Origin of the sequence: Mycobacterium simiae (assembly GCF_008370645.1) — a bacterium.
Classification (GTDB): domain Bacteria; phylum Actinomycetota; class Actinomycetes; order Mycobacteriales; family Mycobacteriaceae; genus Mycobacterium; species Mycobacterium simiae_A.
On sequence record NZ_VTZN01000044.1, the window covers coordinates 1 to 24616 of the forward strand.

General features: G+C 63.5%; 19 protein-coding genes and 1 pseudogene. 14 read left to right on the forward strand and 6 right to left on the reverse strand.

Annotated elements, in window-relative coordinates:
- The first annotated feature begins 237 nt into the window (after window positions 1-237).
- The gene (locus F0Q45_RS09505; protein ID WP_188112854.1) at window positions 238-471 is read left to right on the forward strand and encodes a hypothetical protein; all 234 of its coding nucleotides are present in this window, start codon (window positions 238-240) and stop codon (window positions 469-471) included.
- A gap of 287 nt (window positions 472-758) precedes the next feature.
- Complete coding sequence (locus tag F0Q45_RS09510) at window positions 759-5600, forward strand: cation-translocating P-type ATPase (protein ID WP_149653713.1); 4842 nt, start codon at window positions 759-761, stop codon at window positions 5598-5600.
- A 176-nt stretch (window positions 5601-5776) separates the two neighbouring features.
- Here F0Q45_RS09510 and F0Q45_RS09515 read toward each other — a convergent pair whose 3' ends face one another.
- Window positions 5777-6031: a type B 50S ribosomal protein L31 gene (locus tag F0Q45_RS09515; protein WP_149653714.1), complete on the reverse strand. Its 255-nt coding sequence runs from the start codon at window positions 6029-6031 to the stop codon at window positions 5777-5779.
- A complete protein-coding gene (gene mrf, locus F0Q45_RS09520) occupies window positions 6028-7224 on the reverse strand; it encodes a ribosome hibernation factor-recruiting GTPase MRF (protein WP_149653715.1) in 1197 nt (398 codons plus the stop codon). Before mrf ends, F0Q45_RS09515 begins: the two co-directional genes overlap by 4 nt.
- Before the next feature lie 124 nt (window positions 7225-7348).
- On the opposite strand from mrf, the gene rpmB reads away from it, so the two are divergent.
- Together rpmB and rpmG are read left to right on the forward strand one after the other, a co-directional pair.
- Window positions 7349-7585: a 50S ribosomal protein L28 gene (gene rpmB, locus F0Q45_RS09525; protein WP_149653716.1), complete on the forward strand. Its 237-nt coding sequence runs from the start codon at window positions 7349-7351 to the stop codon at window positions 7583-7585.
- On the forward strand, window positions 7585-7749 hold the full coding sequence (gene rpmG, locus F0Q45_RS09530) for a 50S ribosomal protein L33 (RefSeq protein WP_149653717.1): 165 nt from the start codon (window positions 7585-7587) through the stop codon (window positions 7747-7749). Before rpmB ends, rpmG begins: the two co-directional genes overlap by 1 nt.
- A 51-nt stretch (window positions 7750-7800) precedes the next feature.
- Here rpmG and F0Q45_RS09535 read toward each other — a convergent pair.
- A pseudogene (locus F0Q45_RS09535) lies at window positions 7801-8217 on the reverse strand (oxygenase MpaB family protein); the annotation flags it as partial.
- A gap of 110 nt (window positions 8218-8327) precedes the next feature.
- Here F0Q45_RS09535 and F0Q45_RS09540 point away from each other — a divergent pair.
- The 4 genes from F0Q45_RS09540 to F0Q45_RS09555 all read left to right on the forward strand — a co-directional run bounded on the left by F0Q45_RS09540 (window position 8328) and on the right by F0Q45_RS09555 (window position 12830).
- Window positions 8328-8921, forward strand: coding sequence for a TetR/AcrR family transcriptional regulator (locus F0Q45_RS09540; RefSeq protein WP_188112855.1), 594 nt, complete (start codon window positions 8328-8330; stop codon window positions 8919-8921).
- Window positions 8922-8923: 2 nt separating this feature from the next.
- Window positions 8924-10270 (forward strand): adenylate/guanylate cyclase domain-containing protein, encoded by a 1347-nt coding sequence (locus F0Q45_RS09545; protein WP_188112856.1) that lies wholly within the window; start codon window positions 8924-8926, stop codon window positions 10268-10270.
- A gap of 72 nt (window positions 10271-10342) precedes the next feature.
- Complete coding sequence (locus tag F0Q45_RS09550; RefSeq protein ID WP_149653718.1) at window positions 10343-12604, forward strand: heavy metal translocating P-type ATPase; 2262 nt, start codon at window positions 10343-10345, stop codon at window positions 12602-12604.
- A gap of 7 nt (window positions 12605-12611) precedes the next feature.
- Window positions 12612-12830 carry a heavy-metal-associated domain-containing protein gene (locus tag F0Q45_RS09555; protein ID WP_149653719.1) on the forward strand — a complete coding sequence of 73 codons (219 nt, stop codon included), beginning with the start codon at window positions 12612-12614 and terminating at the stop codon, window positions 12828-12830.
- A gap of 17 nt (window positions 12831-12847) precedes the next feature.
- On the opposite strand, the gene F0Q45_RS09560 is transcribed toward F0Q45_RS09555, so the two are convergent.
- Entirely contained in the window at window positions 12848-14824 is a 1977-nt protein-coding gene (locus F0Q45_RS09560; RefSeq protein ID WP_149653720.1) for a cytochrome c oxidase assembly protein, read from the reverse strand.
- Between the two features lie 158 nt (window positions 14825-14982).
- Between F0Q45_RS09560 and F0Q45_RS09565 the strand changes: the two genes are divergently transcribed.
- Both F0Q45_RS09565 and F0Q45_RS09570 read left to right on the forward strand, forming a co-directional pair.
- Complete coding sequence (locus F0Q45_RS09565; protein ID WP_149653721.1) at window positions 14983-17220, forward strand: heavy metal translocating P-type ATPase; 2238 nt, start codon at window positions 14983-14985, stop codon at window positions 17218-17220.
- A 131-nt stretch (window positions 17221-17351) separates the two neighbouring features.
- A complete protein-coding gene (locus tag F0Q45_RS09570) occupies window positions 17352-18002 on the forward strand; it encodes a DUF5134 domain-containing protein (RefSeq protein WP_149653722.1) in 651 nt (216 codons plus the stop codon).
- On the opposite strand, the gene F0Q45_RS09575 is transcribed toward F0Q45_RS09570, so the two are convergent.
- The gene (locus F0Q45_RS09575; RefSeq protein WP_149653732.1) at window positions 17980-18723 is read right to left on the reverse strand and encodes a zf-HC2 domain-containing protein; all 744 of its coding nucleotides are present in this window, start codon (window positions 18721-18723) and stop codon (window positions 17980-17982) included. The genes F0Q45_RS09570 and F0Q45_RS09575 overlap by 23 nt on opposite strands.
- Before the next feature lie 198 nt (window positions 18724-18921).
- A complete protein-coding gene (locus F0Q45_RS09580) occupies window positions 18922-19731 on the reverse strand; it encodes a class I SAM-dependent methyltransferase (RefSeq protein ID WP_149653723.1) in 810 nt (269 codons plus the stop codon).
- A 322-nt stretch (window positions 19732-20053) separates the two neighbouring features.
- Here F0Q45_RS09580 and F0Q45_RS09585 point away from each other — a divergent pair, with 322 nt between their 5' ends.
- The 4 genes from F0Q45_RS09585 (at window position 20054) to fadD10 (ending at window position 24615) form a co-directional block, all read left to right on the forward strand.
- Window positions 20054-21478 (forward strand): PPE family protein, encoded by a 1425-nt coding sequence (locus tag F0Q45_RS09585; RefSeq protein WP_149653724.1) that lies wholly within the window; start codon window positions 20054-20056, stop codon window positions 21476-21478.
- Between the two features lie 83 nt (window positions 21479-21561).
- Window positions 21562-22431, forward strand: coding sequence for a (3R)-3-[(carboxymethyl)amino]fatty acid oxygenase/decarboxylase (scoE, locus tag F0Q45_RS09590; RefSeq protein ID WP_149653725.1), 870 nt, complete (start codon window positions 21562-21564; stop codon window positions 22429-22431).
- The gene (locus tag F0Q45_RS09595) at window positions 22428-22982 is read left to right on the forward strand and encodes an FcoT family thioesterase (RefSeq protein WP_149653726.1); all 555 of its coding nucleotides are present in this window, start codon (window positions 22428-22430) and stop codon (window positions 22980-22982) included. Before scoE ends, F0Q45_RS09595 begins: the two co-directional genes overlap by 4 nt.
- Window positions 22983-23010: 28 nt before the next feature.
- Window positions 23011-24615: a fatty acid--CoA ligase FadD10 gene (fadD10, locus tag F0Q45_RS09600; protein WP_188112857.1), complete on the forward strand. Its 1605-nt coding sequence runs from the start codon at window positions 23011-23013 to the stop codon at window positions 24613-24615.
- Window position 24616: the final 1 nt, after the last annotated feature.

Genomic DNA, 24616 nt, shown 5'->3' on the forward strand with positions numbered 1-24616 from the left:
CCGGCGGCGGTGCCGGCAGCGGCGGTGGTGGCGGCGGTCCCGGCGGGGACGGTGGGGGCGGCGGCGGCGCCGACGGAGGTTCCGCGGAGCGGTCGCCCGCGGCACCCATGCCACCGGGACTAATCAGGCTGGCACCGTAAGGCTCGCCCGCTCGGCCATCAAAAGCAGCTCCGCGGCCACTTTTGGTCGGTCAACGCGGGGTTCCCTGGTACAGCGAATTGGCTTACTGTGTCTTGCGTGGAGTCACACCGAACCCCTGAATTGGTGGCCGTCGAAGATTTGCACTCAGGTGACCCAATCACCGATGTCAACGGCGGCGGTCAGAGGTACATAGTTCTCGAGTCAAAGACCCTGAGCGATGACTGCGTGGTCCTTGAGCTCGAGTCGAGGGTTGACCATCAACTGCAGGTCATCGAGAAGTCCTTTCCCACTGGCTACCACGTCGGCAGGGCTAACCACCGAATTCTCTAAGTCGGATCTTGTCTGCCGATCGCGGCAAATGAGGTAGCGGCCGCATGGCCACTGAGTTGCCGAGCTACGGCCGAGTTCCATTGGGATTTTTCGACTTTGGCTGGCCAAGCCAGCGAGGCGGCTCATGCTGAGTGGAGTGGGCGGGCCAGGTCCAGCTTTGTCAATCCCTCGCTGTTACTTTCTTGTGCTCTGCGTCAACACCGTAGCCAGATCTAACCCCGGGCCGGGTGGACTGGTACCAAGTACCTCAGGAGGATTGGCGCGGTGGACGTGTTGAAGGGTGACGAATGAAGATTCCGGGTGTGGCCGACATCGTCGGCGGTATCAGCGGAGGGGCAACACAGGTGTTGCGTGCCGGGGCGAACGGCGTGGCTGGCGCTGCAGGCGCTGTCGAGACACTGGCCAGCCCGGTGCTCGAGCTGATCGGCCCGGTGGTGGAGTCGGCGGCTCAGTCGACGGGACGCGCGCTCGGGATGGGTAATTCGGCTGCCGGGTCAGCCGAACACGGCTCGGCACCGCTGCGTTGGCACAGCGGGCGGCGCGTGCACCTTGACCTGGACCCGTTGCTGCCGTTCCCCCGTTGGCACGAACATGCGGCGGTGGTCGAAGAACCGGTTCGCCGGATCGCCGGGGTGGACAAGGCCCATGTCGAAGGCGCGTTGGGCCGATTGGTGCTGGAATTTTCGCCGGACGCCGATGTCGACACCGTGTTGGACCAGGTGCGCGACACCGTTTGCGCCGTGGCCACCGACTTGACCTCCACAGAGTCGGCACCCCGCGTCGCGCCGTTCGCCGACCCAGGCAACCCGTTGGCAATTCTGGTACCGCTGACCGCTGCCGCGATGGACGTCATGGCGCTCGGCGCCTCAGTGACGGGCTGGTTCACCCGGCTTCCCGTCGCACCGCGAAGTGCGCGTGCTGCGGCCGCTCTCATGAACAACCAACCGCGGGTGGTGGCGGTATTGGAGTCGCGGCTGGGCCGGGTCGGCACCGACCTTACGCTCAGCGCTTCCACAGCGCTGGCGTCTGGACTCAGTCAATCGGTGGGCACACCGCTGTTGAATCTCGCCCAGCGCGGGCTTCAGCTCTCGGAGGCGGCCGCTCATCGGCAGCGGTGGCGTTTACGGGAGCCTGAACTGGCCGCACCCACCCGGCCGCAGGCTCCGGTGGTCTCGGTGATCTCCTCGTCGGGACCGGATTCGCATGTGCCTCGGCACAATTGGGCGGCCGCCGCAGCGGGCGAGGCCTCGCACATCGTGGTCGACGGCGCCATCGATGCCGCGATCGACACCGCCAAGGGTGCGATGGCCGGGCCCGTGGAAACCTACGTCGGCCAAGCCGCGAACGGCTCTGCGGTAGCCGCGGCAGGTGCGCTGCTAGCCGGCGGCGGACCTGCCGAGGCCGCCGAGGCCATCCTGGCCGGAGTTCCGAAAGCCGCGCACCTTGGCCGGCAGTCGTTTGCCGCGATACTGGGCCGCGGCCTGGCGAACGCCGGGCAACTGGTCCTCGACCCTGGTGCACTGCGTCGGCTGGATCGGGTGCAAGTCGTCGTCATCGATGGCGCGGCGCTGCGCGGTGATCACCGGGCCGTCTTGCGTGCGCAAGGCGACGAGCCCGGCTGGGATGACGACCGGGTGTACGAGGTTGCTGATGCGCTGCTGCACGGCGAGGAAGCGCCGGAGCCCGACCCCGACGAATTGCCCGCCATTGGCGCGCGGCTGAAATGGATTCGGGTACCCGGTCCGTCGGCTGCCCCGGCGCAGGGCCTGGAGCACGCCGACCTGGTGGTCGACGGCCAACGCGTCGGCAGCGTCGACGTGGGGTGGGAGGTCGACCCGTACGCGATCCCGTTGTTGCAGACCGCGCACCGCACCGGGGCGCGGGTGGTGTTGCGCCATGTGGCCGGTACCGAGGACCTGTCCGCCGGCGTGGGCGCGACCCACCCGCCGGGCACACCGCTGCTGAGATTGGTCCGCGAACTGCGGGCAGATCGCGGTCCGGTCTTGCTGATCACCGCGCTGCACCGAGACTTCGCCTCGACCGATACATTGGCCGCGCTGGCCATCGCCGACGTCGGGGTAGCCCTCGATGATCCTCGCGCAGCCACACCGTGGACCGCGGATATCATCACCGGAACCGATCTCGCCGCGGCGGTGCGGATCCTCTCCGCGCTTCCGGTAGCCCGGGCAGCCAGTGAATCCGCGGTGCACCTCGCCCAAGGCGGCACCACCCTGGCCGGGCTGCTGCTGGTCACCGGCAACCCACGCCGAACCACCAACCCACTGTCTTTCCGGCGCTGGCTCAATCCAGTAAACGCAGCCGCGGCAACAGCTTTGGTGTCCGGAACGCTCTCAGCCAGCAGAGTGCTCCGGCTCCCCGACCCCTCCCCGCAGCCGCTAACCGCCTGGCACGCCCTGGACCCCGAGATCGTGTATTCGCGACTGGCCGGCGGTGCCCGCCCCTTAGCGGTCGAACCGGGAATCCCGGCCTGGCGGCGCATTCTCGACGATCTGTCCTACGAGCCGCTGGTGGCGCCGCTGCGCAAGCCCGCAAACAACCTGGTGAAGCTGGCGGTCGCGACAAGGCACGAGCTTTCCGACCCCTTAACTCCGATCCTGGCCGTGGGCGCGGCCGCGTCAGCCATTGTTGGCAGCAATGTCGACGCACTGCTGGTTGCTGGCGTGATGGCCGTCAACGCGATTACCGGCGGGGCACAACGGTTGCGGGCCGAGGCCGCTGCTGCGGAGTTGTTCGCTGAGCAGGACCAGCTGGTGCGCCGGGTCGTGGTCCCCGCCGTCGCCACCACGCGGCGCCGGCTGGACGCGGCCCGTAGCACCACCCGCACGGTCACCGTGTCGGCCAAGTCGCTGCGCGTCGGCGATGTCATCGACCTGGCCGCGCCGGAAGTGGTGCCAGCGGATGCGCGGGTCTTGGTGGCCGAAGACCTCGAGGTCGACGAATCGCTGCTCACCGGTGAGTCGCTGCCGGTGGACAAGCAAGTGGATCCCGTCGCCGTCAACGACGGCGACCGGGCCAGCATGCTGTTCGAGGGCAGCACCATCGTGGCCGGGCACGCCCGGGCGATCGTCGTAGCCACCGGTGTCGGCACCGCGGCGCACCGCGCCATATCGGCGGTAGCCGACGTCGAAACCGCGGCCGGCGTGCAGGCCCGGCTGCGCGAGCTAACCAGCAAGGTTCTTCCGCTCACACTGGCCGGCGGGGCCGCCGTGACCGGTTTGGCGCTGCTACGGCGCGCCTCACTGCGTCAAGCGGTCGCCGACGGGGTCGCCATCGCGGTGGCCGCGGTCCCGGAAGGTCTGCCGCTGGTAGCCACCCTGTCGCAACTGGCCGCCGCCCAACGCCTCACAGCGCGCGGCGCGCTGGTCCGCGCGCCCAGAACCATCGAAGCCCTGGGTCGGGTCGACACAATTTGCTTCGACAAGACCGGAACCCTCACCGAGAACCGGTTGCGTGTCGTGTGCGTCGCGCCGAAAGACGCCGCACCACACGGTCCATTTCCGGAGACCACCGATCCGCGTTCGGCCGCGGTGCTACAAGCCGCAGCGCGGGCATCCACCCAGCCCCACAACGCCGAGGGGCACGCGCACGCCACCGACGAGGCAATCCTGACCGCGGCTGCCGCACTTGATGGCCACAGCGATCCACAGTGGACGGTGCTGGCAGAAGTCCCCTTCGAGTCCAGTCGTGGCTACGCCGCCAGCATCGGCATCGCGGGCACTGACGAAGCACCGATGCTGATGCTCAAGGGAGCCCCGGAGACGATCCTGCCCCGCTGCCGGTTCAGTGATCCCGAGGCCGAGTTCGAGCACGCCGAGTCACTGGTACACGAACTCGCCGAGCAGGGTCTGCGAGTGCTCGCAGTGGCACAGCGCACCTGGGACCACCACAGCACCGATGACGACGACACCGACGCCGATGCCGTCGACGACGCCGCGCACGATCTCGAACTGGTCGGATACGTCGGATTGGCCGACACCGCGCGGCCGTCCTCGCGCCCGCTGATCGAGGCGCTGCTGGATGCCGAACGCTACGTCGTGCTGATTACCGGCGACCATCCCGTCACGGCGCGAGCCATTGCCCGTCAGCTGGGCCTGCCAGCCGATGTGCGAGTGGTCACCGGCGCCGAAATTGCCAACCTCGATGAAGACGCGTTCGCCAAGCTCGCCGCCGACGTGCAGGTGTTCGCCCGGGTCAGCCCGGAACAAAAGGTTCAGATCGTCGCGGCGCTGCAACGTTGCGGACGAGTGACGGCCATGGTGGGCGACGGCGCCAACGACGCCGCCGCCATTCGGATGGCCGACGTCGGAATTGGGGTCAGCGGTCGCGGTTCGTCGGCCGCCCGCGGTGCCGCCGACATTGTCTTGACTGACGACGATCTGAGCGTGCTGCTCGACGCGCTGGTCGAGGGCCGCAGCATGTGGGCAGGTGTGCGCGACGCGGTTACCATTCTGGTCGGCGGCAACGTCGGGGAGGTGCTGTTCACCATCCTCGGCACCGCATTCGGCTCCGGACGGGCACCGATTGGAACCCGTCAACTGCTGCTGGTAAACCTGCTCACCGACATGTTCCCGGCGCTAGCAGTGGCCGTCACCTCGCAATATGCCGAGCCCGACGAGACCGAATACCAGTCCGAGGAGGAAGCCGACGAGGCTCGCCGCGCCCACCGGCGGGCGGTGCTGACCGGCCCGAAACCGTCCCTCGACGCCCCGCTGATGCGCCAGATCGTGACCCGAGGCACGGTGACGGCCGCTGGCGCAACAGCGGCCTGGGCCATTGGCCGCTGGACCCTGGGCACCGAACGACGCACGGCCACAATGGGATTGACTGCTCTGGTGACCACACAGCTGGCTCAGACCTTGCTCACGCGCCGGCACAGCCCCCTGGTCATAGCGACAGCGCTGGGCAGCGCCGGGGTCTTGGTCGCCATCATCCAAACCCCGGTCGTCAGCCACTTTTTCGGATCGACGCCGCTAGGTCCGGTTGCCTGGGCGGGTGTATTCGGCGCCACGGCAGGAGCCACGGTGATCTCGGTGCTCGCACCAAAGTGGTTGGCTAGCACCATCGGCGTCGCGGACAACGATCAGGAGTGGGAATCGGGAGCGGGGTAGCCGATCAGCTCCTTGCACTGGCAGCCGTGTTCAAAGCCAGCGCTACCACATTCATCGGACCGGTTCCGCCGATTGCTTGCTGCCCATCTTGCCCATTGTGACCCATGGTCATTATGGGCAGTTCAGGGCGGTCAACACCTGCGGCGGTCAGCCGGACGTTGCGGTCCGGCCGCGCATCAATCGCGGCCGTATCGTCGGTAAAATCGCTCGACCCGACCAGCGGTATCGAGCGCGCGGCGTGCCCCGGTCCAAAACGGGTGCGAGTCAGCAGACACCTCCACCGCCACCAGCGGATAGGTGTACGAGCCGAAGAGGCCTTTCCACTCGATGGTGCGCGAACTGGTGAGCGTGGAGCGGGTAAGAAACACAGCGCCGGTGTTGGCGTCTTGGAACACCACCGGGTGGTAGTCGGGATGGATACCGGGTTTCATTCGGATTCTCCGACGTTGCGGTGCGCGGAGAGCTCCCCAGCCAGATCAGACGTCTGCTGACACGGGTCTGTGTGCCAGTCACCGAACGGGTCGTCGTAGTCTCGCCAGCTCTGCGGGTCGGCCATTTCTTCGTCGTTGAGCAGCGCGGCCTGCAACGCGCCGGTAATTTCATCCGGATCGGCGTCGCAGACCAAGACCGTCATCGCGGTGTGGCGGTCGCCGAACCGGTACTCCCAGATCAGCTCGGCGAACAAACGCCGCTCCGGGTCGGCATAGGCGACCTCTGCGGCCGACATCGCTGCCAACCACTTTCCGGCGGACGCGACGCGCAGACCGCCCCCCGCCGACTCAAGCCACATGACCTGGTCGGGCCGGTTGGCAAGCCACAGCCGTCCGCGGGTGCGAATTACTCCATCCAGCAACCGGTCTATGGCGTTGTGCAGACGTTCGGGGTGGAAGGGCCGCCGGGCATTGAATTCCATGATCTTGACCTTGCCGTCAGCCGCCAGCGGTGGCAGGCCGGCCAACAGCGGAGCGTGCGGATGATCGCTGCCACCTCTGCGTGCGCGCTCGTCCAGATTCGCCAACGCCAACTCGACGCGCTCGAGTCCGACAGTGATTCGTGCTCGCGGGGCCAGGCGTCGGAGCACGGCCAGCGTGACGGGCTCCGGGTGGGTCAGCACCAGCAGGTCGGCGAACTCGGCTTGACCGACCGTTACCTGCGCCACCGTGCGTCCGTCGGACAACTCGCCATCACCTAACGACTGCGTTATCCACCTGGTGGTGTCTACACAGGTCACGACGCCGCCGATCCGCACATCGCGGGCCGCCGGACCGTCCGGGTAGCCCGGACCCACACGAACCCGGACGTGGTTGATTGCCCAGCAGATGGGTTCGGGTTCTAGCCACGGCGCTAAATGCACGACGATCCGATCCGCATTGTCGCGACGATGCAGCTTGCGCAGCAGCACCAGGAGGTCGTTGCGGATGGTGCAGGCCACACAGCCGTGCGCCAGCTCCAGAGCCTCCTCGGCGGTGCGCAATTCGCCGCGGTCGAGTCTGCTGGTTGTCCGTTGCACCACGTGGCCGTCGAACCGGTGCTCGACAACTACCGTTCCCGGACGGCGCAAGAGCGTCCCCGTCACGTCGTCGGTCTCGCCCTGACCTGCTACCAGCACCACCGGAGTACGCATCACACACCCTTATTGAAAATGATTGTCAGTAAGCTCGGTGTCACGGTACATTGCCTGAGGCACGTTGTCGAAGATGATTTTCAATAAGCATGTTTAAGCATGCTAGAGACGGGGAGGAGCCGCCATGTCCGCACGATGTCAAGTCACCGGCCGCACGGTGGGTTTCGGTAACGCGGTGTCGCATTCGCACCGCCGAGCCCGGCGACGTTGGTCACCTAATCTGCAAGTCAAGACCTACTACTTGCCCACTGAAAACCGGCGTATCAGGCTGCGGGTCAGCGCCAAGGGGATCAAGGTCATTGACCGTGACGGCATCGAATCCGTCGTCGCACGGTTAAGACTGGCCGGTGAGCGAATCTGATGGCCGGCAACGAGATCCGACCCATCGTCAAGCTGCGCTCCGCCGCGGGCACCGGCTATACCTACGTCACTCGCAAGAACCGTCGTAACGACCCGGACCGACTCACGCTGACCAAATACGACCCGGTGATTCGCCGCCACGTGGAGTTTCGGGAAGAACGCTGATTAGCCCATACAATGACGATCGCAGGGAATGCAACTTGGTCCTCCCGCGCATTAGTTATGCAGCTCGCGTGGGTCGACGCCCGAACGGATCCACGCGTCGGCCGCCCAGGGTGCGTAGACCAACCTGATAGGTAGCCTGTTGATCATCGGGTTCAACGCCCGAACGACCGCGGCGAACCGCTGAAATCTCTTCTGCTGCTTGTCATCCCATTCCAGATCGCATACTTCGCGCATTTGTGGCGGCAAGGTTCCCACAATGACCAAGCGGGCGTAGGCATTGAGTGGCGCGGAAATCAGTTTCCAGACCGGCTTGGGAATTCTCCGCGGGCCCGGTATTCCTTTCCGGAGATAACCGGTGCCATACAGCACAGTCTGGTGCGGGACGAAGCGGTTGAGCATGCCATCCCAATAGGCGACAAATTCGTCGTACGTCTGCGGCTGACCACGGTCACTGACCCCGTAGAGGCTGTCGTGCTTAGGTTGCGTCGAGATCTACACCAGCGCGGAAAAGTACGAGAAGGAGTGACGCTCATGTGGATCTCGGCGCGCAAGCACCCGCACATATGATGCTGTCCAGCATGCGGGTTGCAGGAAGTGCCGACAGCGCCGAGTCGATCACCGATCTCGACCGCACCATCCTGGACACCGCCCGAACCGTGTTCGAAACCTACGGGTTGCGCCGGGCGAATATCGAAGACGTTGCCACCCGAGCCGGAGTCAGCCGCAGCACCATCTACCGGCGTTTCCCCACCCAAGACGAGCCGTTCGAAGGTGTGGTGCGACACCAGGCCGAACAGTTTTTCACCACGCTCGCCCAAGCTACCAGCGGCCATAATCCGCAAGAGGCGGCAATCGAAGCGTTCACACTCGGGGTGCGGCTCATCCGAGACTCGCCGCTATATGCGCGCATTGCCGAAAGTGAACCCGAGCTGTTCGGCATGTTTTCGCGATCACACGTTTTCCCGATCGGCCAATTCGGCGACGGCATCGCGCACACGCTGCGTCGCTGCGGCGCCGATGTCGCTGACTCCGACCTGTCCAACATCGCGGACATCTTGCTACGCGTGGCAGTCGGCATCATCATGTTCCCCACCGATCGCCTTGATACCTCAGATGATGGGGCCGTCCGCGAGTACGCCGCCCGCTATCTGGCCCCGATCGTTAACTTGTAGACGTGGCCGACGTTCCGCGGACGCGTTACGCCAGATGCGGTGACCTGGACATCGCCTATCAGGTGATCGGAACTGGTCCGATTGACCTGCTCGTGGTGCCGGGGCCGTCCATTCCGATCGACACAATCGACGACGAGCCATCGATGTACCGTTTTCATCGGCGTTTGGCGTCCTTTAGTCGCGTGATCCGATTCGACCACCGCGGAGTCGGCTTGTCCTCGCGCGTTGCCGCACCAGACGTGCTGGGACCCACGTTTTGGGCTGAGGACGCGATCGCGGTCATGGACGCGGTCGGATGCGAGCAGGCCACGATCTTCGTGTCCGGCTTCACGGCGACGACCGCGCTGGTACTCGCCGCTCACCACCCCGAGCGGGTACGCAGCCTGGTGATCGTCGACGGTTCAGCGCGGGCGCTGCACGCGCCCGACTACCCCGTCGGACTTGACGTGAACACTGCTGACCCATTCTTGACAATCGGGACCGAGCCTGACGCGGTCGAGCGGGGCTTTGACGTGCTGCGCATGCTGGCTCCCAGCGTCGCCCACGACGACGCGTTCCGCTCATGGTGGGATCTGGCCGGCAACCGGGCGGCGTCTCCTAGCACGGCTCGTGACTTCATCACCGCCGTACGAAACTCCGATGCACGCGAGTCGCTGGACCACATCAGCGCGCCGACGCTGATCCTGCACCGGGTGGGTTGCAGGTTCGTCCCGATCGAGCACGGTCGCTACCTGGCCGAGCACCTCGCCGGATCACGCTTCATCGAGTTACCCGGCTCGGACGCGCTGTACTGGGTCGGCGATACCGCGGCGTTGCTCGACGAGGTCGAGGAGTTCATCACCGGCGTCCGCGGCTACGTCACCGAACGCGTGCTCACCACGGTCATGTTCACTGACATCGTCGGCTCCACCCAGCGCGCCGCTACCCTCGGCGACCACCTGTGGCGCGACCTACTGGACAACCACGACACTCTGGTACGCCACGAAATTCAGCGATTCAATGGGCGCGAAGTGAACACCGCAGGTGACGGCTTCGTCGCGACATTCAGCAGCCCGAGTTCCGCGATCGCCTGCGCGGACGCCATTGTCGACGCCGTTCGGGTGCTCGGCATCGAGGTCCGGGTCGGCGTCCACGCGGGCGAAGTCGAGGCCCGAGGTGCCGACATCACCGGCATGGCAGTGCACATCGGCGCACGTGTGGCGGCCCTGGCGGATCCCGGTGAGGTGCTGGTGTCCTCCACGGTGCGTGACATCGTGACCGGCTCCAAGCACCGGTTCGCCGAGCGAGGTGAGCACGAGCTCAAAGGGATGCCGGACCGGTGGCGACTTTACGCACTGATCAAGAATTAGCTCATAGGGAACCAAATGCCCTCCGTTTGCGACTTGTAGGCTGACAGTACGCATGCCGATCTGAGGAGGGCCGTGGCGGCTCCGGTTGTGGGGGACTCCGACCTTAATTTCGTGCGGCGTATCCGACTTGATGTCGCAGGCATGTCGTGTGCGGCGTGCGCGAGCCGCGTCGAAACGAAGCTCAACAAGGTCCCCGGTGTTCGAGCGTCTGTTAACTTCGCCACCCGCATCGCGACCATCGACGCCGTCGAGATGGCGGCCGATGACCTGTGCCAGGTCGTGGAGCGGGCGGGATATCACGCAGTTCCGCACACCGACTTGGCCACCGCGGAATCCGACCCAGATAGCGAGCAGGCCCGTAAACTTTTGTGGCGGCTGCTCATCGCGGCGGTGTTGTTCGTCCCGCTGGCCGATCTGTCAAGTATGTGCGCGCTGGTGCCCAGTACCAGATTTCCCGGCTGGGGTTTCGTCTTGATCGCGCTGTCGGCCCCGATCGTGACCTGGGCGGCATGGCCCTTCCACTCGGTCGCGCTGCGCAACGCGCGCCATCGGACAGCGTCGATGGAAACGCTGATTTCGGTGGGGATCACGGCCGCCACCGTGTGGTCACTGACGACAGTTTTCGTCGATCAGCGACCCCGCACGACCACAGGAACCTGGCAAGCGATCCTCAATAGCGATTCGATTTACCTCGAGGTTGCCGCCGGAGTCACCGTCTTCGTCCTCGCCGGACGGTATTTCGAGGCCCGCGCCAAATCCAAGGCCGGCGGCGCGCTGCGCGCCCTGGCGGCGCTCGGCGCCAAGAACGTCACGGTGCTGCTGGGCGACGGTGCAGAGCTGGTGATACCGGCCGGCGAACTGAAGAAGCAACAGCGCTTCGTCACGCGGCCCGGCGAAACCATCGCCGCCGACGGCGTTGTCATCGACGGCTCTGCAGCAATCGACATGAGCGCGATGACCGGCGAGGCCAAGCCGGTCCGTGCGGGTCCGCACTCCCCTGTCGTCGGTGGCACCATCGTGTTGGACGGGCGACTGGTTATCGAGGCCACTGCCGTAGGCGCCGATACTCATTTCGCGGCGATGGTGCGCCTCGTTGCGGAAGCTCAAGCACAAAAAGCTGGCGCCCAGCGCCTTGCCGATCGCATCTCGGCAGTGTTTGTGCCGATAGTGTTCGCCATCGCCGTGCTCGCCGGTGGGGCCTGGCTCATCAGCGGCGCCGAGGCGGATCGAGCCTTCGCGGTGACGCTCGGGGTCCTGGTGATCGCCTGCCCGTGTGCGCTCGGGCTGGCCACTCCGACGGCGATGATGGTCGCTTCAGGCCGGGGTGCGCAGTTGGGGATTTTCATCAAGGGTTACCGGGCGTTGGAAACCATCCACGGCATCGACACCGTCGTGTTCGACAAAACCGGCACGTTGACGGTCGGGCACCTGAGCGTGAATACGGTGACGACGACCGACGGCTGGGATTCGGCGAGGGTGCTTGCGCTCGCCTCCTCCGTGGAAGCGGCCTCCGAGCATGCCGTGGCGACCGCGATCGTCGGCGCATCTTCAAATCCGATGGCAGTCAACGATTTTGCCGCAATTGCCGGATGCGGCGTGACGGGAATCGTCGGAGGCCACCGCGTCGAAGTCGGCAAACCCTCCTGGATCACCCGCAACCAACCAGGCGAGGCCGCGCTGGACGCGGCCCGCAGAGCAGGCGAGTCACGCGGCGAGACGGTAGTTTTCGTGTCGGTGGATGGTTTGGCCTGCGCGGCAATAACGATTGCCGACACCGTCAAGGAGTCCGCCCCCGACGCGATATCTGCGCTGCGCAGCCGTGGACTACGGACCATTCTGCTCACCGGTGACAATCAGGCCGCAGCCGACGCGGTCGCGGCACAGGTCGGCGTCGACACCGTTATCGCCGATGTACTGCCCCAAGGCAAAGTCAACGTGATCCGACGCCTCCGCGACGAAGGACATGCCGTCGCCATGGTCGGCGACGGTATCAACGACGGCCCCGCACTGGTGTGTGCTGACTTGGGGTTGGCTATGGGGCGTGGCACCGACGTCGCGATCGGCGCGGCCGACATCATCTTGGTGCGCGACGATCTCAAGATCGTCCCGCAGGCGCTGGATCTGGCGCGCGCGACCATGCGGACGATCCGGATGAACATGATTTGGGCGTTCGGCTACAACGTCGCGGCAATTCCGATTGCGGCCGCCGGGCTACTCAACCCCCTGATTGCCGGTGCGGCGATGGCGTTCTCGTCGTTCTTCGTCGTGTCAAACAGCCTGCGGCTACGTAACTTCGGCCTTCGCCACACGCCAATCACATCGCCGCGCCGGTAGGTGCCAGATGGTCGAGCAGACATTCTCCGTCGTCGGACTGCGCTGTGCGGGGTGCGTCGAAATCGTCACCGCGGCGCTGACCACGCTCGAACGCGTTAATTCCGTCAGCATTGACCTAGACGCCGAAGGCGTGTCCACGGTACGGATTTCCGCCGCCGTCGAAGTCACTCGTGAGCAGGTCCAAGCAGCGCTGGCCAACGCCGGAGACTTCTCGATCGTGGGCTAGCAGTGGGCTAGCAGCGTTTATCGACGCATCCGGGCCAACTCAAGCAGCATCGCGTTGTAGGCATCCAGGTCATCGTCGGCGTAGTTGCTGTCCGCATGCCGGTCCTCACGGACAGCCACTCGGCGGTCTTGGCGCGCCCACTGGGTCACCAGCGCCACAATGACCATAATGATTGGGAGTTCCGTTGCACTCCAAGCGATTCCCCCGCCAAGATGTTGATCGTCGGCAATGCTAGCCAGCCATGGCAAATTGACCGACCGATAAAACTCGGCACCTATAACCGAATTGGTTGTCATCAATGCGATACCGAAGAAAGCGTGAAACGGCATCACCGCGAACAGCAAACCGATACGTCCCGGGTAGGGGAGCCGGCGCGGCCCCGGGTCAATTCCGATAATTGCCCAGTAGAAGAGATACCCGACGATCAGGAAGTGTGCGGCCATGAATTCGTGGCCCCAGTGATAGCGGACGAAGGTGTCAAAGAGCGGCGTGAAGTACACGATATAGGGCGAGGCCACGAAGAGGATAAAGGCCGTCATCGGGTGCGACAGGAAAGCTGTCACCCGCGAATGCAACAGCCAGGTCAACCACTCGCGCGGGCCGGGCGCCTGGCCATCGCCCGCGGCTGGCAGCACCCGCAGCGCCAACGTAACCGGCCCACCTAATACCAGCAGAACCGGGATGAACATATTCAGCGTCATGTGCTCAGCCATGTGGACGCTGAACATCGCCGACCCGTAAGACCGCATACCCGAGCTGCTGGTGAACAGCAGCACGAGACAACCAGCCAGCCAAGAAACCAATCTGCCGACGGGCCAGCAGTCGCCTTTCTGTCGCATTCGGATGTAGCCCGCCACGTACCCAACTGCCAGAACCACACTCAGGGTCCCGAACAGGCTGTCGAACCGCCACACGGTGAGCAACGTGACGACGTTCGGCGGCTGCGGCAGTTCATACCCGAGAAACACGTCCCAGGCGGTGAACCGGTGCGTAACGAATCGAGGTGCCGGCTGAACTGCCATGGCCGCCAGCACGGCCATGGCAGCCGTCATGGAAAGCGCGCCCAAGGTGCTCGCAACGTTGGACTGGACCGGTCTAACGAACAAGCCCCAACAGTCCGATATCCACACCAACATCAAGAGCAGCCCTGCCAAAAGGCCGAGCCGTGCAAAGTCTGAATCGATCGCCACACCAGGAATCTGTAGGTAGAGCAATACGGCTCCGTAGCACAGCGCCAATGCGCCAGAGGCCACTTGCGCTAACTGAACGGCGCGAGTCGGCGTTGCACCAGTAGCCGCCGTCGCGGTCTTCAGCCCAGTCAGTGCGGCGACCGCCAGTGCAAAGACCATCGCCGCGCTGGTCATGTAGTCATGATCTGGCCCGTGTCCGGCGTTGCCAGTTACCGCGATCGCCACCACGGCGATAGTGTTGGGAATCAACAAAACAACATGACCGACCCAACGTGTGATGAGACGCAATGTCACCGCGATGACCAGCGCGCAGCTCGCCACAACGATCCACGCAGGTGCCATTTCGGAGGCGCCTATGGCGTCCAGCAGCCCCCCACTGGCCAGCAGCCTCATCGGTGCGACACCGGAGTCATGTGCGGCTTGGACGACCACCATCACCACCGCAAGCACTGTCCAGGCCACGGAAAGACGCTCTGCCACAAGGTGCATCCGAAATGCAGCGGCATCGATTAGGCCGTCGTGCGCCGGCCGCGCCGTCATCACCACGGACACCAACGCACCCAGACACAGCGCGCTCAACAGTGTGGCAATGAAGTACCCGATCGGCTCCGCGGCATACAGGAATGCGCCCGGGTGGGAGTCGCCCACTACGGCATACCGGCGCTGTCCTGACACCAGTCCATAGCCGGCCAGAGCCGCCGAGATGCCCGCAAATCCGACCCACAACCAGGCCAACGCTGCGGAGATAGGCGGCGCAGGCGCCGCAGCCTTCGACTCACTTTCGGCGGGCGCGTCAGTCTGCACGCCACGAGCTTACGACGGGACGTCTTCGCCGCTGGCCATGGCCGGGAACCCCTGCTGTTAAGGAAGCTAGTTAAGGAACTCCGCACCCGCTTGCAACGACTTTGTCTGTGTAGGTGAGGGTTGGTCGACCACAGCCAGCAGGAGGTGATGAAGCCACGATGTCGGCGACGGCAGCCGCGACCGATAAGCATCCAGGACGACTGGAGCCGGTGCAATTGAAGATCAACGGGATGTCGTGTTTTGCGTGCTCCCGACGGATTGAATCGGCACTCAACACATTGCCGGGAGTCCGGGCGACGGTAAACTTCGCCACCCGGGTTGCGATCGTCGACACCAACGGGGACATTGAGGCCGCCACACTGTGCGAGGCGGTGCACCAGGCGGGCTTTCGAGCCTGTTTGTTGACGAATGACGGTCACAGCGCTGGCGACCCTGATGGTGACCACGCTCGACATCTACTGATCCGGCTAGCCGTCGCGGCCGTGCTCTTCGTGCCCCTCGCCGACCTGTCGGTGATGTTTGCCGTCATGCCCAATACTCGCTTTTCCGGCTGGCAGTGGGTGTTGACTCTGCTAGCTCTTCCTGTCGTGACATGGGCAGCGTGGCCGTTTCACCGCGTCGCGCTACGTAATGCGCGCCACCACGGCGCCTCAATGGAAACGCTGATCTCGGTCGGTATCACGGCCGCCACAATCTGGTCGCTTTACACCGTCTGCTGCCATCACCAGCCCCTTGGGCGCAGGGGCATCTGGCAGGCGCTGTCGGGAAGCGACGCCATCTATTTTGAGGTGGCCGCGGGTGTGACGGTGTTTGTCCTAGCGGGGCGGTATTTCGAGGCCCGCGCCAAGTCGAAGGCGGGTGCCGCGCTGCGAGCGCTGGCGGCACTGAACGCCAAGGACGTGGCGGTGCTACAGCCGGATGGGTCGGAAATTGTCATCCCAGCCGACGAACTCCGGGAACAACAGCGCTTTGTGGTGCGTCCCGGGCAGACGGTCGCCGCCGACGGCCTGGTAGTCGAGGGTTCGGCACCCGTCGACATGAGCGCGATGACCGGCGAATCCAAGCCCATCAGGGTGTGTCCCGGAAACCGAGTCATCGGTGGCGTGGTCGTGCTCGCTGGCAGGCTGATCGTCGAGGCTGCTGCAGTAGGCGCCGACACCCGGTTCGCCGGCATGGTCCACCTGGTCAAGCAGGCGCAGGCACAAAAGGCCCAAGCTCAGCGCCTAGCTGACCGGATCGCCTCCGTGTTCGTACCCGGTGTGTTCGTTGTCGCAGCATTGACCGTCACCGGATGGCTGTTGGCCGGCGGGCAGCCCGACCGGGCCTTCTCGGCCGCCCTCGCGGTACTGGTCATCGCGTGCCCATGTGCGCTAGGCCTGGCGACACCGACCGCGATGATGGTGGCCTCCGGTCGCGGAGCGCAGCTCGGAATCTTCCTCAAAGGCTACAAGTCCTTAGAAGCCACCCGGTCGGTCGACACCATTGTCTTCGACAAGACCGGCACCCTAACGACAGGCCAGTTGACGGTCAACGCGGTAACGGCCGCGCCGGGCTGGGATGCCGACGAGCTCCTTGAGCTGGCTGCGACGGTGGAAGCGGGCTCCGAGCATGCCCTGGGGATAGCGATTGCCGCATCGGCGCCAGAGCGACAGCCGGTTGCCGACTTCAGCGCAGTACCCGGTCGCGGCGTGAGCGGCACTGTGGCCGGGCACGTGGTACGGGTGGGCAAACCGTCATGGATCGCCCCCAGATGCGGCTCGTCGTCGATGGTCGCGGCCCGCCGCGACGCCGAACTACGCGGCGAGACGGCGGTGTTCGTCGAGGTCGACGGTGTACCGCGCGGGGTCATTGCGGTGGCCGACGCTGTGAAGGACTCCGCAGCTGAGGCAGTCGCGGCATTACACCAGCGCGGCCTTCGGACCATTTTGTTGACCGGCGACAATCCAGCATCGGCGGCCGCTGTGGCGGCTCGCGTCGGTATCGACGAGGTGATCGCCGACGTCTTGCCGGAAGGCAAGGTCGACATCATCGAGCAGCTGCGTCAGCGCGGCCACGTGGTCGCGATGGTCGGCGACGGTATCAACGACGGACCGGCGCTGGCGTGCGCCGACCTGGGTATGGCCATGGGGCGCGGCACGGACGTGGCGATCGGCGCTGCCGATATCATTCTGGTCCGCGACAACCTCGACGTCGCGCCCCTCGCAGTTGGCCTCGCCACCGCTACCATGCGCACGATCAAGCTCAACATGGTTTGGGCATTCGGGTACAACATTGCCGCCATCCCCATTGCCGCCGCCGGACTGCTCAACCCATTGGTTGCCGGCGCTGCCATGGCGTTTTCCTCGTTCTTCGTCGTCACAAATAGCCTGCAGTTGCGTAATTTCGGCGCCAATTGAGCCATCTGCGAGCGCAAGGCACGCAACCCACGACGCAGCGGCTGAGGAGCCGACGCGGCCGCACCAAAAAGAAAGCGGGTCTGTCCACCAACTACGCGTACTCAGTTGTGGGCCTGGATAGGGTGTCCACAATGATCCAGGACATCTTCTTACGTTGGATCGCCACGACGCTGTTCTCCCTGAGCGCCGCCGAGTCCGTGTTCGCCATCGTCACCAGGCATCCTGCGTGGACACAAGTTGTCGGCCAATTGCTGCACTTCATCATGGCGGTCGCGATGAGCGTGCTGGCCTGGCCCTGGACCACCAAGTTTCCCACCACCGGTCTAATGGTGTTCTTCTTACTTGCCGCGCTCTGGTTTGTGGGTGTCGGCCTTGCCGGTGTTGGCCAGCGAGTGGTCAATGGCTACCACGCGCTAACGATGCTGGCGATGACGTGGACGTTCGTTGTCATGAACGGCGATCTGCTGTCCGGTGCGCCCCGCACCGCCCATGGCGGACAAAATCCGGCGTCGCTACGCTCCCCCATGCCCGGCATGGACATGCCTGGCATGCAGATGTCCGGCGCCGACATCTCGCCATCGAGCATCGGCGCTTCGGTGTGGATCGATGCAGTCAGCTGGCTCTGCACAATTGGTTTCGTGGCAGCCACAATCTGGTGGGTTTACCGATTGTTTGCGCTACGGAAAGCGGAGCCGCCGCCACCGCGGCAGCGGTTTCTTGAGGAGGCCAGCCTGGCAGCAATGGCAGCAGGCATGGCAATCATGTTCGGCGTGATGCTGTAACGCTCAGCGAGGCCGCCGATCCGTCGGCTAGCCATAAATGACCGCGCCGACGCCCCCGGGATGCATTCTGGGGCAACAGAATATCGGGTTGGACAGCGACAGCATCCGGTGTCGACCGAGGAGTGCTGCTGCGTCGCCACACCGTAATGGCAAGAACCGTGCCGATCAGTACCGGCAGGTGAGTCAAAGTTCGCGCAATCGTCGTGGCGCCGGACGACGCATCCACGACCACATAGACGGTCAGCACAGCGACGAAAACCGTGAGGACACCCGCCAGTCCGGCGACGGCATTCGGCCAGATCGCCGCGGCTACCATGATCACCCCCAGCGCAATCGTCCACGACGTGGATTCGTTCAGCAAATGGTTACCGGAGCTCATGCCGCGATGGGGAGTCAGGCCGACATCGAGGCCCAGCCCCTGCATGATTCCCATGGCGACCTGCGCGATGCCCACACACAGCAGCGCCCAACACTGCCAGCTCATCCGCGAGACTTGTCGCCGACGGCCGACCGATCCAACGGCGATAACGCCAGCGGGTCCGGTCGCCGGCCGCGGCTCAGCCAGACGACGTAAATCGCGAGCTTGCCTGGCAGACTGCTCAAACCACACGCGACAAGCGGCGCATTCGGATAGGTGCTCATCAACCCGCGCCGAGGGTACCGGCTCTCGTTCGCCGTCGAGCCGCGCCGACAGCGCCTCGCGGGCAACCTCACAATCCATATTCTTATAGTCGCTCAACACCGGCGGGCTGTTCCCTGGAGGTCGCCACTTCCAAGTCCTGGTCGAAACCCGGCAATTCCACACGCGACGCCATACCTTCAAGGCGTGGTCCGTATGTATTCAACTCCGGGAGGCTAGCGACCCACGGTTGCCGCGCGAGGGATTTGTTGAGCCCAGCGCCGGTTGAATAACTGCTCATCATCCGAATTCGACCAGCGTCACGGGGGCCCGGAGCCGGTCCACCCGAGGCAGCCTGTAGAGAATCGGAATGGCCCACCGGAGGAACCTGCCACGTCCCGGTGGAGCCGGCAGCTCGCGCACCGCCCGGACGCCGGGGATGGCGCGTAGTTCGTCATACTGGTTGGCGGTGAACCAGAACGGCATTGGAGGCGCCGTATAGTCCGCACTCAGCTTGAAGCCGCGTCGCCGCGAATAGACGCTCAACAACCATGGGATACTGTCGAAAACCAACTGGCCACCGGGAAAGCGTCTGGCGCACGCGGCGATCAGGCCGAATACGGCAGGGCGCTGCATGTACTGGAAGATGCCCTCGGCGGTGATAAGCACTCCGTTGGAGTCATCGACCTGGTCCATCCAGGAGTAGTCGAACGCGGATTGGGTGCAGTATTGCAGTCGGTTCTTAACCGGTAACAGCTGCTGGCGCAGCCGTACGATCGGTTCCAGATCCACTGAAAGCCAAGTCAACTCGCCATTGTCGAGGCGCCAGAAGCTGGTTTGCAGCCCTTCCGCCAGCGCGACCACGGTGGCACGAGGATGGGTGTGCAAGTATTTGCGGGAGGCGTTGTCGAACACCAAAGCTCGCAGTGCAGTAGCTTGGTGGGTACGCCCGAAGTGCTGATAGTCATAACCGATACTGTCGCGCAAGGCGATAGCCATCGGGTCGTCGATGATGCCGTCAGGCCGGGCGGCCTCGGTTGCTCGCTGATACAACGTGAGCAGCGCGGTCTCGGATATGCCGTCGAGATGACGGGCATCAATGACTGGCATGGATGCACTATATATAGCGCAGATTTTCGTGAAACTCTCCGGCAATCCGCGAACTGCGGTAGGTCAACAGACCACGCATCTCGGCGCTAACCTCATGCGGAGGGCGCCGCTTGACGCAACCCAGTAACTGTCCCAGAACCTATTAGCCGCGACCTTGGTGTCAGCGGAGTGCCGAGATACGGTCACAGCTCAGACACCTCGGAACTTTCTGCACCCGCTGGCCGACTAATTCGAGAGGTAAGGCGAGGCGGCGTGTGTCCAAAACGGTAGCGCACTCAACGCGTTGCGCAAGGAGGGGTGAGTCCTGACAACCCCGATATGGATGGCCATGCCCCCCGAGGTGCACTCGGCTCTTCTCAGTGCAGGGCAGGGTCCGGGATCGCTGCTTGCCGCGGCCGCGCAGTGGCAAGAGCTCAGCAATCAGTACCGAATGGCGGCTGCCGATTTGGCCCAGTTGCTGGCCGAGGTCGAGGCCGACAGCTGGCAGGGGCCCGGCGCTACCCAATATGTGGCTGCGCATATTCCGTACCTTGCCTGGCTCGAGCAATCCTCGATCGATAGCGAACTCACCGCCGCACAGCATGTCATGGCGGCCGCCGCCTATAGCGGTGCTGTAGCCACCATGCCCACCCCGGCAGAACTGGCCGCCAACCACGCAATTCATGGAATCCTGGTCGCGACCAACTTCTTCGGCATCAACACCATGCCCATCGCCCTCAACGAAGCAGATTACGTCCGTATGTGGATTCAAGCCGCCGACACCATGGCCACGTATCAGGCCACCACGGAGGGCGCGGCCTCGGCAATACCATCCATCCCGCCGGCGCCACCCATCCTCGCACCGGGCGGCGCGGCCCAAAGTGTCCAGCAGACTCTACCGAGTTGGATTATTCAATTGGTGAAGGATATATTCGACTTTATAGCCAACCCCTACAAGTATTTTCTAGAATTCTTCCAACGATTCGGATTCAGCCCCGCTGTTGCCATTGTTCTTGCCGTTATTGCTTTACAATTGTATGACTTTTTTTGGTACCCCTACTACGCCTCGTATGGTCTGCTCCTACTTCCATTTTTCACCCCAGCCCTGAGCGCCTTGAGCGCCCTCAGCGCGCTCACCTATTTGCTGCACCGAGACCCCGCAGCCGGGCCCCATCCCATTCCCGCCGAATCCAGCCAGCGCCCGCAAGCTGACGTCAACCCTACTGTTGGGGCAACACCGGCGACGGCGGCCGCGTCCAGCGCGAGCTCACCCATCAACAACACAGCACCCAGCGCATCCACCGCGGCCCCGACTAGTAGCCCACCTACCCCACCTGGCATCAGCTACGTTGCGCCCGGCCTAGCCCCTCCCGGCGTCAGCTCGGACCCCACGGCCAGGACCAAGTCGGCGGACACCGCCATTGACGTAACCGCGGCCGCCACCGCCGTACGAACCGGCACCGTCCGCGGCTACCGCAGAAAGCGCAGCAGGGACAAAGTCGGGATCCGCGGTTACCGTGACGAGTTCCTGGAAGTCAACGCCACCACATCCCCCACTATCGATGCCGCCGCCCAGCGCGAACCGGCTCCCCACGCAGCAGGTAGCCAGGGCGCCGGCACCCTCGGCTTTGCCGGCACCGCACCGGCCAGCACCCCCACGCCCGCCGGAACAATCCAACTATCGTTCGACAGCACCAGTAACGCCGTCCCCCTTCTCCCACTTACCTGGAACACAACCTACCCAGAAGAAACACGAATAAACGAATAGACAATTTCTCGTGGCCGCGCCTGATAGCTCATATGGCCGCACTTGACCGAAACACCAACAGCAGTGAATGAGGAGAAGAATCAATGGCGCTCAATGTGAAAGGCGAAGGACTCGGTGCGCAAGTCACAGGCGTTGACCCCGATGAGCTGGGCAATATATCTACCGACGAAATCCGCGAAATAGTATACACGAACAAGCTCGTTATTCTCAAAGACGTCGATCCATCTCCGGAACAATTTATCCAGCTCGGCAGAATAATCGGAGAGATCGTTCCGTATTACGAACCCATTTATCATCACAAGGAGTATCCGGAAATCTTTGTTTCTTCTACCGAGGAAGGCCAAGGTGTTCCGAAAACCGGTGCGTTCTGGCATATCGATTATATGTTCATGCCGGAACCTTTCGCGTTCTCCATGGTGCTGCCGCTGACGGTGCCTGGACACGATCGCGGGACCTATTTTATCGATCTCAATAAGGTCTGGGAGTCGCTTCCCCCGGCTAAAAAAGACCCGGTCCGCGGAACGTTCAGTACCCACGATCCGCGACGCCACATCAAGATTCGTCCGCAGGACGTTTATAAGCCGATCGGAGAAGTCTGGGACGAGATCAACCGGACCACCCCTCCAATAAAGTGGCCTACGGTGATCAAGCACCCGAAGACCGAGGAAGAGATTCTTTATATTTGCGCGACCGGCACGACTTCGATCGAGGACAAAGACGGGAACCTGCTTGACCCCACCGTACTGCAAGAACTTATGGCGGCAACGGGACAGCTCGATCCTGAGTACAAATCACCGTTAATACATACTCAACACTACGAGGTCGGCGACATCATTTTGTGGGACAACCGAGTGCTCATGCACCGAGCAAAGCACGGCACCGCCGCCGGCACGCTGACGACCTACCGGCTGACCATGCTGGATGGCCTCAAGACACCGGGATACGCGGCATGAGCTCCACCGACTTGACCCGTCCCCTGCAAACCGAGGTGGAGTCGGCACCGACGGTTCCGATCGCGGAGGATGTGCTGAGCAAAGTACTTGAGCCCTATTCCTACAAGGGATGCCGCTATCTCATCGACGCAGAATCGAAGTCCAACGCAAATTCGGTAGTTGCGTACGGCAATTTTAAGATTAACGAATCCGCGTACATTCGGAGCACCGGGCACTTCAATGCGGTGGAACTGATTCTGTGTTTTAATCAACTGGCTTACAGCGCTTTCGCGCCGGCCGTCATCAATGATGATATTCCCGCCTTCCACGGATGGTCGATTTCAGATTATTGTCATCACCAGCTCTCCAGCATGTTGATCAAGAGCACCTCATCGCGATTCAGAAAGCCGATCAACCCCCAGAAATTTTCCGCACGCCTGCAATCGCAGGATTTCCAGATCATCGAGCGATCGTTGCGCTATCTTTTGGTCCCTTGCGCCATCGAGTTCTGGGACGAGACTGGTGGGGCCGCATCCGGTGAGTTCGAACTAGCGGTCTTCAACATCCCTTAATTAGCTGGCAGGAGAGCAGTTTACCGCTATGCCCTACTTACCGCCTACCGTGCTGCAACGGGTCGTGGAGCAGGCGCGGCAGCGCCCTGAGGCAATCGCTCTGCGCCGCTGCGACGGCACCAGCGCACTCCGATACGCCGAACTCGTCGCCGAAGTGGATCGGCTTGCCACAGCCCTGCATGCTCGTTCGGTGTCGCGCGGAGCCCGGGTACTTGTCATTTCGGATAACGGTCCTGAGACATACGTGTCGGTGCTAGCCTGTGCGAAGTTAGGGGCGATCGCCGTCATGGTGGACGGCAATCTTCCGCCCGCAACCATCGATCGATTCTGTCAAATCACGGACCCTGCTGCGATTCTCATCGCGCCAAAGAGCAGAATCGGGTCTTGCTCTCTGCCCGAGGCTGTCCGCTCGATACCCACGATGACGGTTGATATGCCCAGCGGCGCCAAGGATTTGGTATACAGCGAAGATGCGGACGCCGATAGTCTCGCCTGGACCTCCGACCACGGCGCTGATGATCCGCTGGCGATGATCTTCACCAGCGGTACGACCGGCGAGCCAAAGGCCGTGCTGCTGGCCAATCGCACCTTCTTTGCCATCCCGGATATTCTGCGAGCAGCGGGCCTGAACTGGGTCACCTGGGTCGATGGTGAAACCACATACTCCCCGCTGCCGGCCACACATATCGGCGGACTCTGGTGGATACTCACGTGTTTGATGCGCGGAGGCTTGTGCATCACCGGAGGTGAGAACGCCTCTTCTCTGCTGGAAATTCTCAACACGAACGCAGTCGCGACGACGTGCCTAGTTCCGACCCTTCTTTCGAAGCTGGTTTCCGAACTGAAGTCCGCAAACTCGACGGTTCCATCACTGCGACAACTCGGGTACGGCGGCTCCCGAGCAATCGCCGCCGATGTTCGATTCATCGAAGCCACTGGTGTTCACACCGCACAGGTCTACGGTCTGAGCGAAACAGGTTGCACCGCTTTATGTCTGCCAACTGATGAAGGCTCAATCTCCAAGATCGAGGCGGGTGCCGTGGGACGTCCGTACCCTGGCGTGGAGGTTTATCTGGCAGAAAAGGACAACGATGGTCCCACCGTGCCGGGCGCTGCTCCTTCTGCCCCGTTCGGCACGCTGTGGATTAAATCGCCGGCGAACATGCTGGGCTACTGGAACAATCCGGACCGAACCCAGCAGGTCCTGATTGACGGCTGGGTGAACACCGGTGACCTCTTGGAGCGACACGATGACGGTTTTTTCTACATCAAGGGACGGTCTTCGGAGATGATCATCTCCGGCGGCGTGAACATCGCACCCGATGAGGTCGACCGCATCGCAGCGAGCGTGCTGGGCGTGCGCGAGGCCGCATGTTATGAGATCCCCGACGCCGAGTTCGGGGCGCTTGTTGGCCTGGCCGTGATCCCGTCGGCCGATCTGGACGAGTCGCAAGTTCGCAGGCTCAAGCAATCGATTGCGGCTCGTTACCGGCAAGAGTCAGAGGCTATGGCGCGCCCGTCAACAATCGTGATCGTCGCGGATATTCCGCGCACGCAGTCCGGCAAAGTCATGCGGGCATCGCTGGCAGCGGCAATCACCGGCGACAAAGCCGGGATGGTCGTTCGTGGCTGAG

Bases quoted from the DNA above. Each gene is read 5' to 3' on its own strand.
- F0Q45_RS09565 (WP_149653721.1), top strand. From the start codon at position 14,983: ATGTCGGCGACGGCAGCCGCGACCGATAAGCATCCAGGACGACTGGAG.
- mrf (WP_149653715.1), bottom strand. From the start codon at position 7,224: ATGCGTACTCCGGTGGTGCTGGTAGCAGGTCAGGGCGAGACCGACGAC.
- F0Q45_RS09575 (WP_149653732.1), bottom strand. From the start codon at position 18,723: ATGGATTGTGAGGTTGCCCGCGAGGCGCTGTCGGCGCGGCTCGACGGC.
- F0Q45_RS09585 (WP_149653724.1), top strand. From the start codon at position 20,054: ATGGCCATGCCCCCCGAGGTGCACTCGGCTCTTCTCAGTGCAGGGCAG.
- F0Q45_RS09570 (WP_149653722.1), top strand. From the start codon at position 17,352: ATGATCCAGGACATCTTCTTACGTTGGATCGCCACGACGCTGTTCTCC.
- F0Q45_RS09580 (WP_149653723.1), bottom strand. From the start codon at position 19,731: ATGCCAGTCATTGATGCCCGTCATCTCGACGGCATATCCGAGACCGCG.
- scoE (WP_149653725.1), top strand. From the start codon at position 21,562: ATGGCGCTCAATGTGAAAGGCGAAGGACTCGGTGCGCAAGTCACAGGC.
- F0Q45_RS09515 (WP_149653714.1), bottom strand. From the start codon at position 6,031: ATGAAACCCGGTATCCATCCCGACTACCACCCGGTGGTGTTCCAAGAC.
- F0Q45_RS09540 (WP_188112855.1), top strand. From the start codon at position 8,328: ATGCGGGTTGCAGGAAGTGCCGACAGCGCCGAGTCGATCACCGATCTC.
- F0Q45_RS09510 (WP_149653713.1), top strand. From the start codon at position 759: ATGAAGATTCCGGGTGTGGCCGACATCGTCGGCGGTATCAGCGGAGGG.
- fadD10 (WP_188112857.1), top strand. From the start codon at position 23,011: ATGCCCTACTTACCGCCTACCGTGCTGCAACGGGTCGTGGAGCAGGCG.
- rpmB (WP_149653716.1), top strand. From the start codon at position 7,349: ATGTCCGCACGATGTCAAGTCACCGGCCGCACGGTGGGTTTCGGTAAC.
- rpmG (WP_149653717.1), top strand. From the start codon at position 7,585: ATGGCCGGCAACGAGATCCGACCCATCGTCAAGCTGCGCTCCGCCGCG.
- F0Q45_RS09595 (WP_149653726.1), top strand. From the start codon at position 22,428: ATGAGCTCCACCGACTTGACCCGTCCCCTGCAAACCGAGGTGGAGTCG.
- F0Q45_RS09555 (WP_149653719.1), top strand. From the start codon at position 12,612: ATGGTCGAGCAGACATTCTCCGTCGTCGGACTGCGCTGTGCGGGGTGC.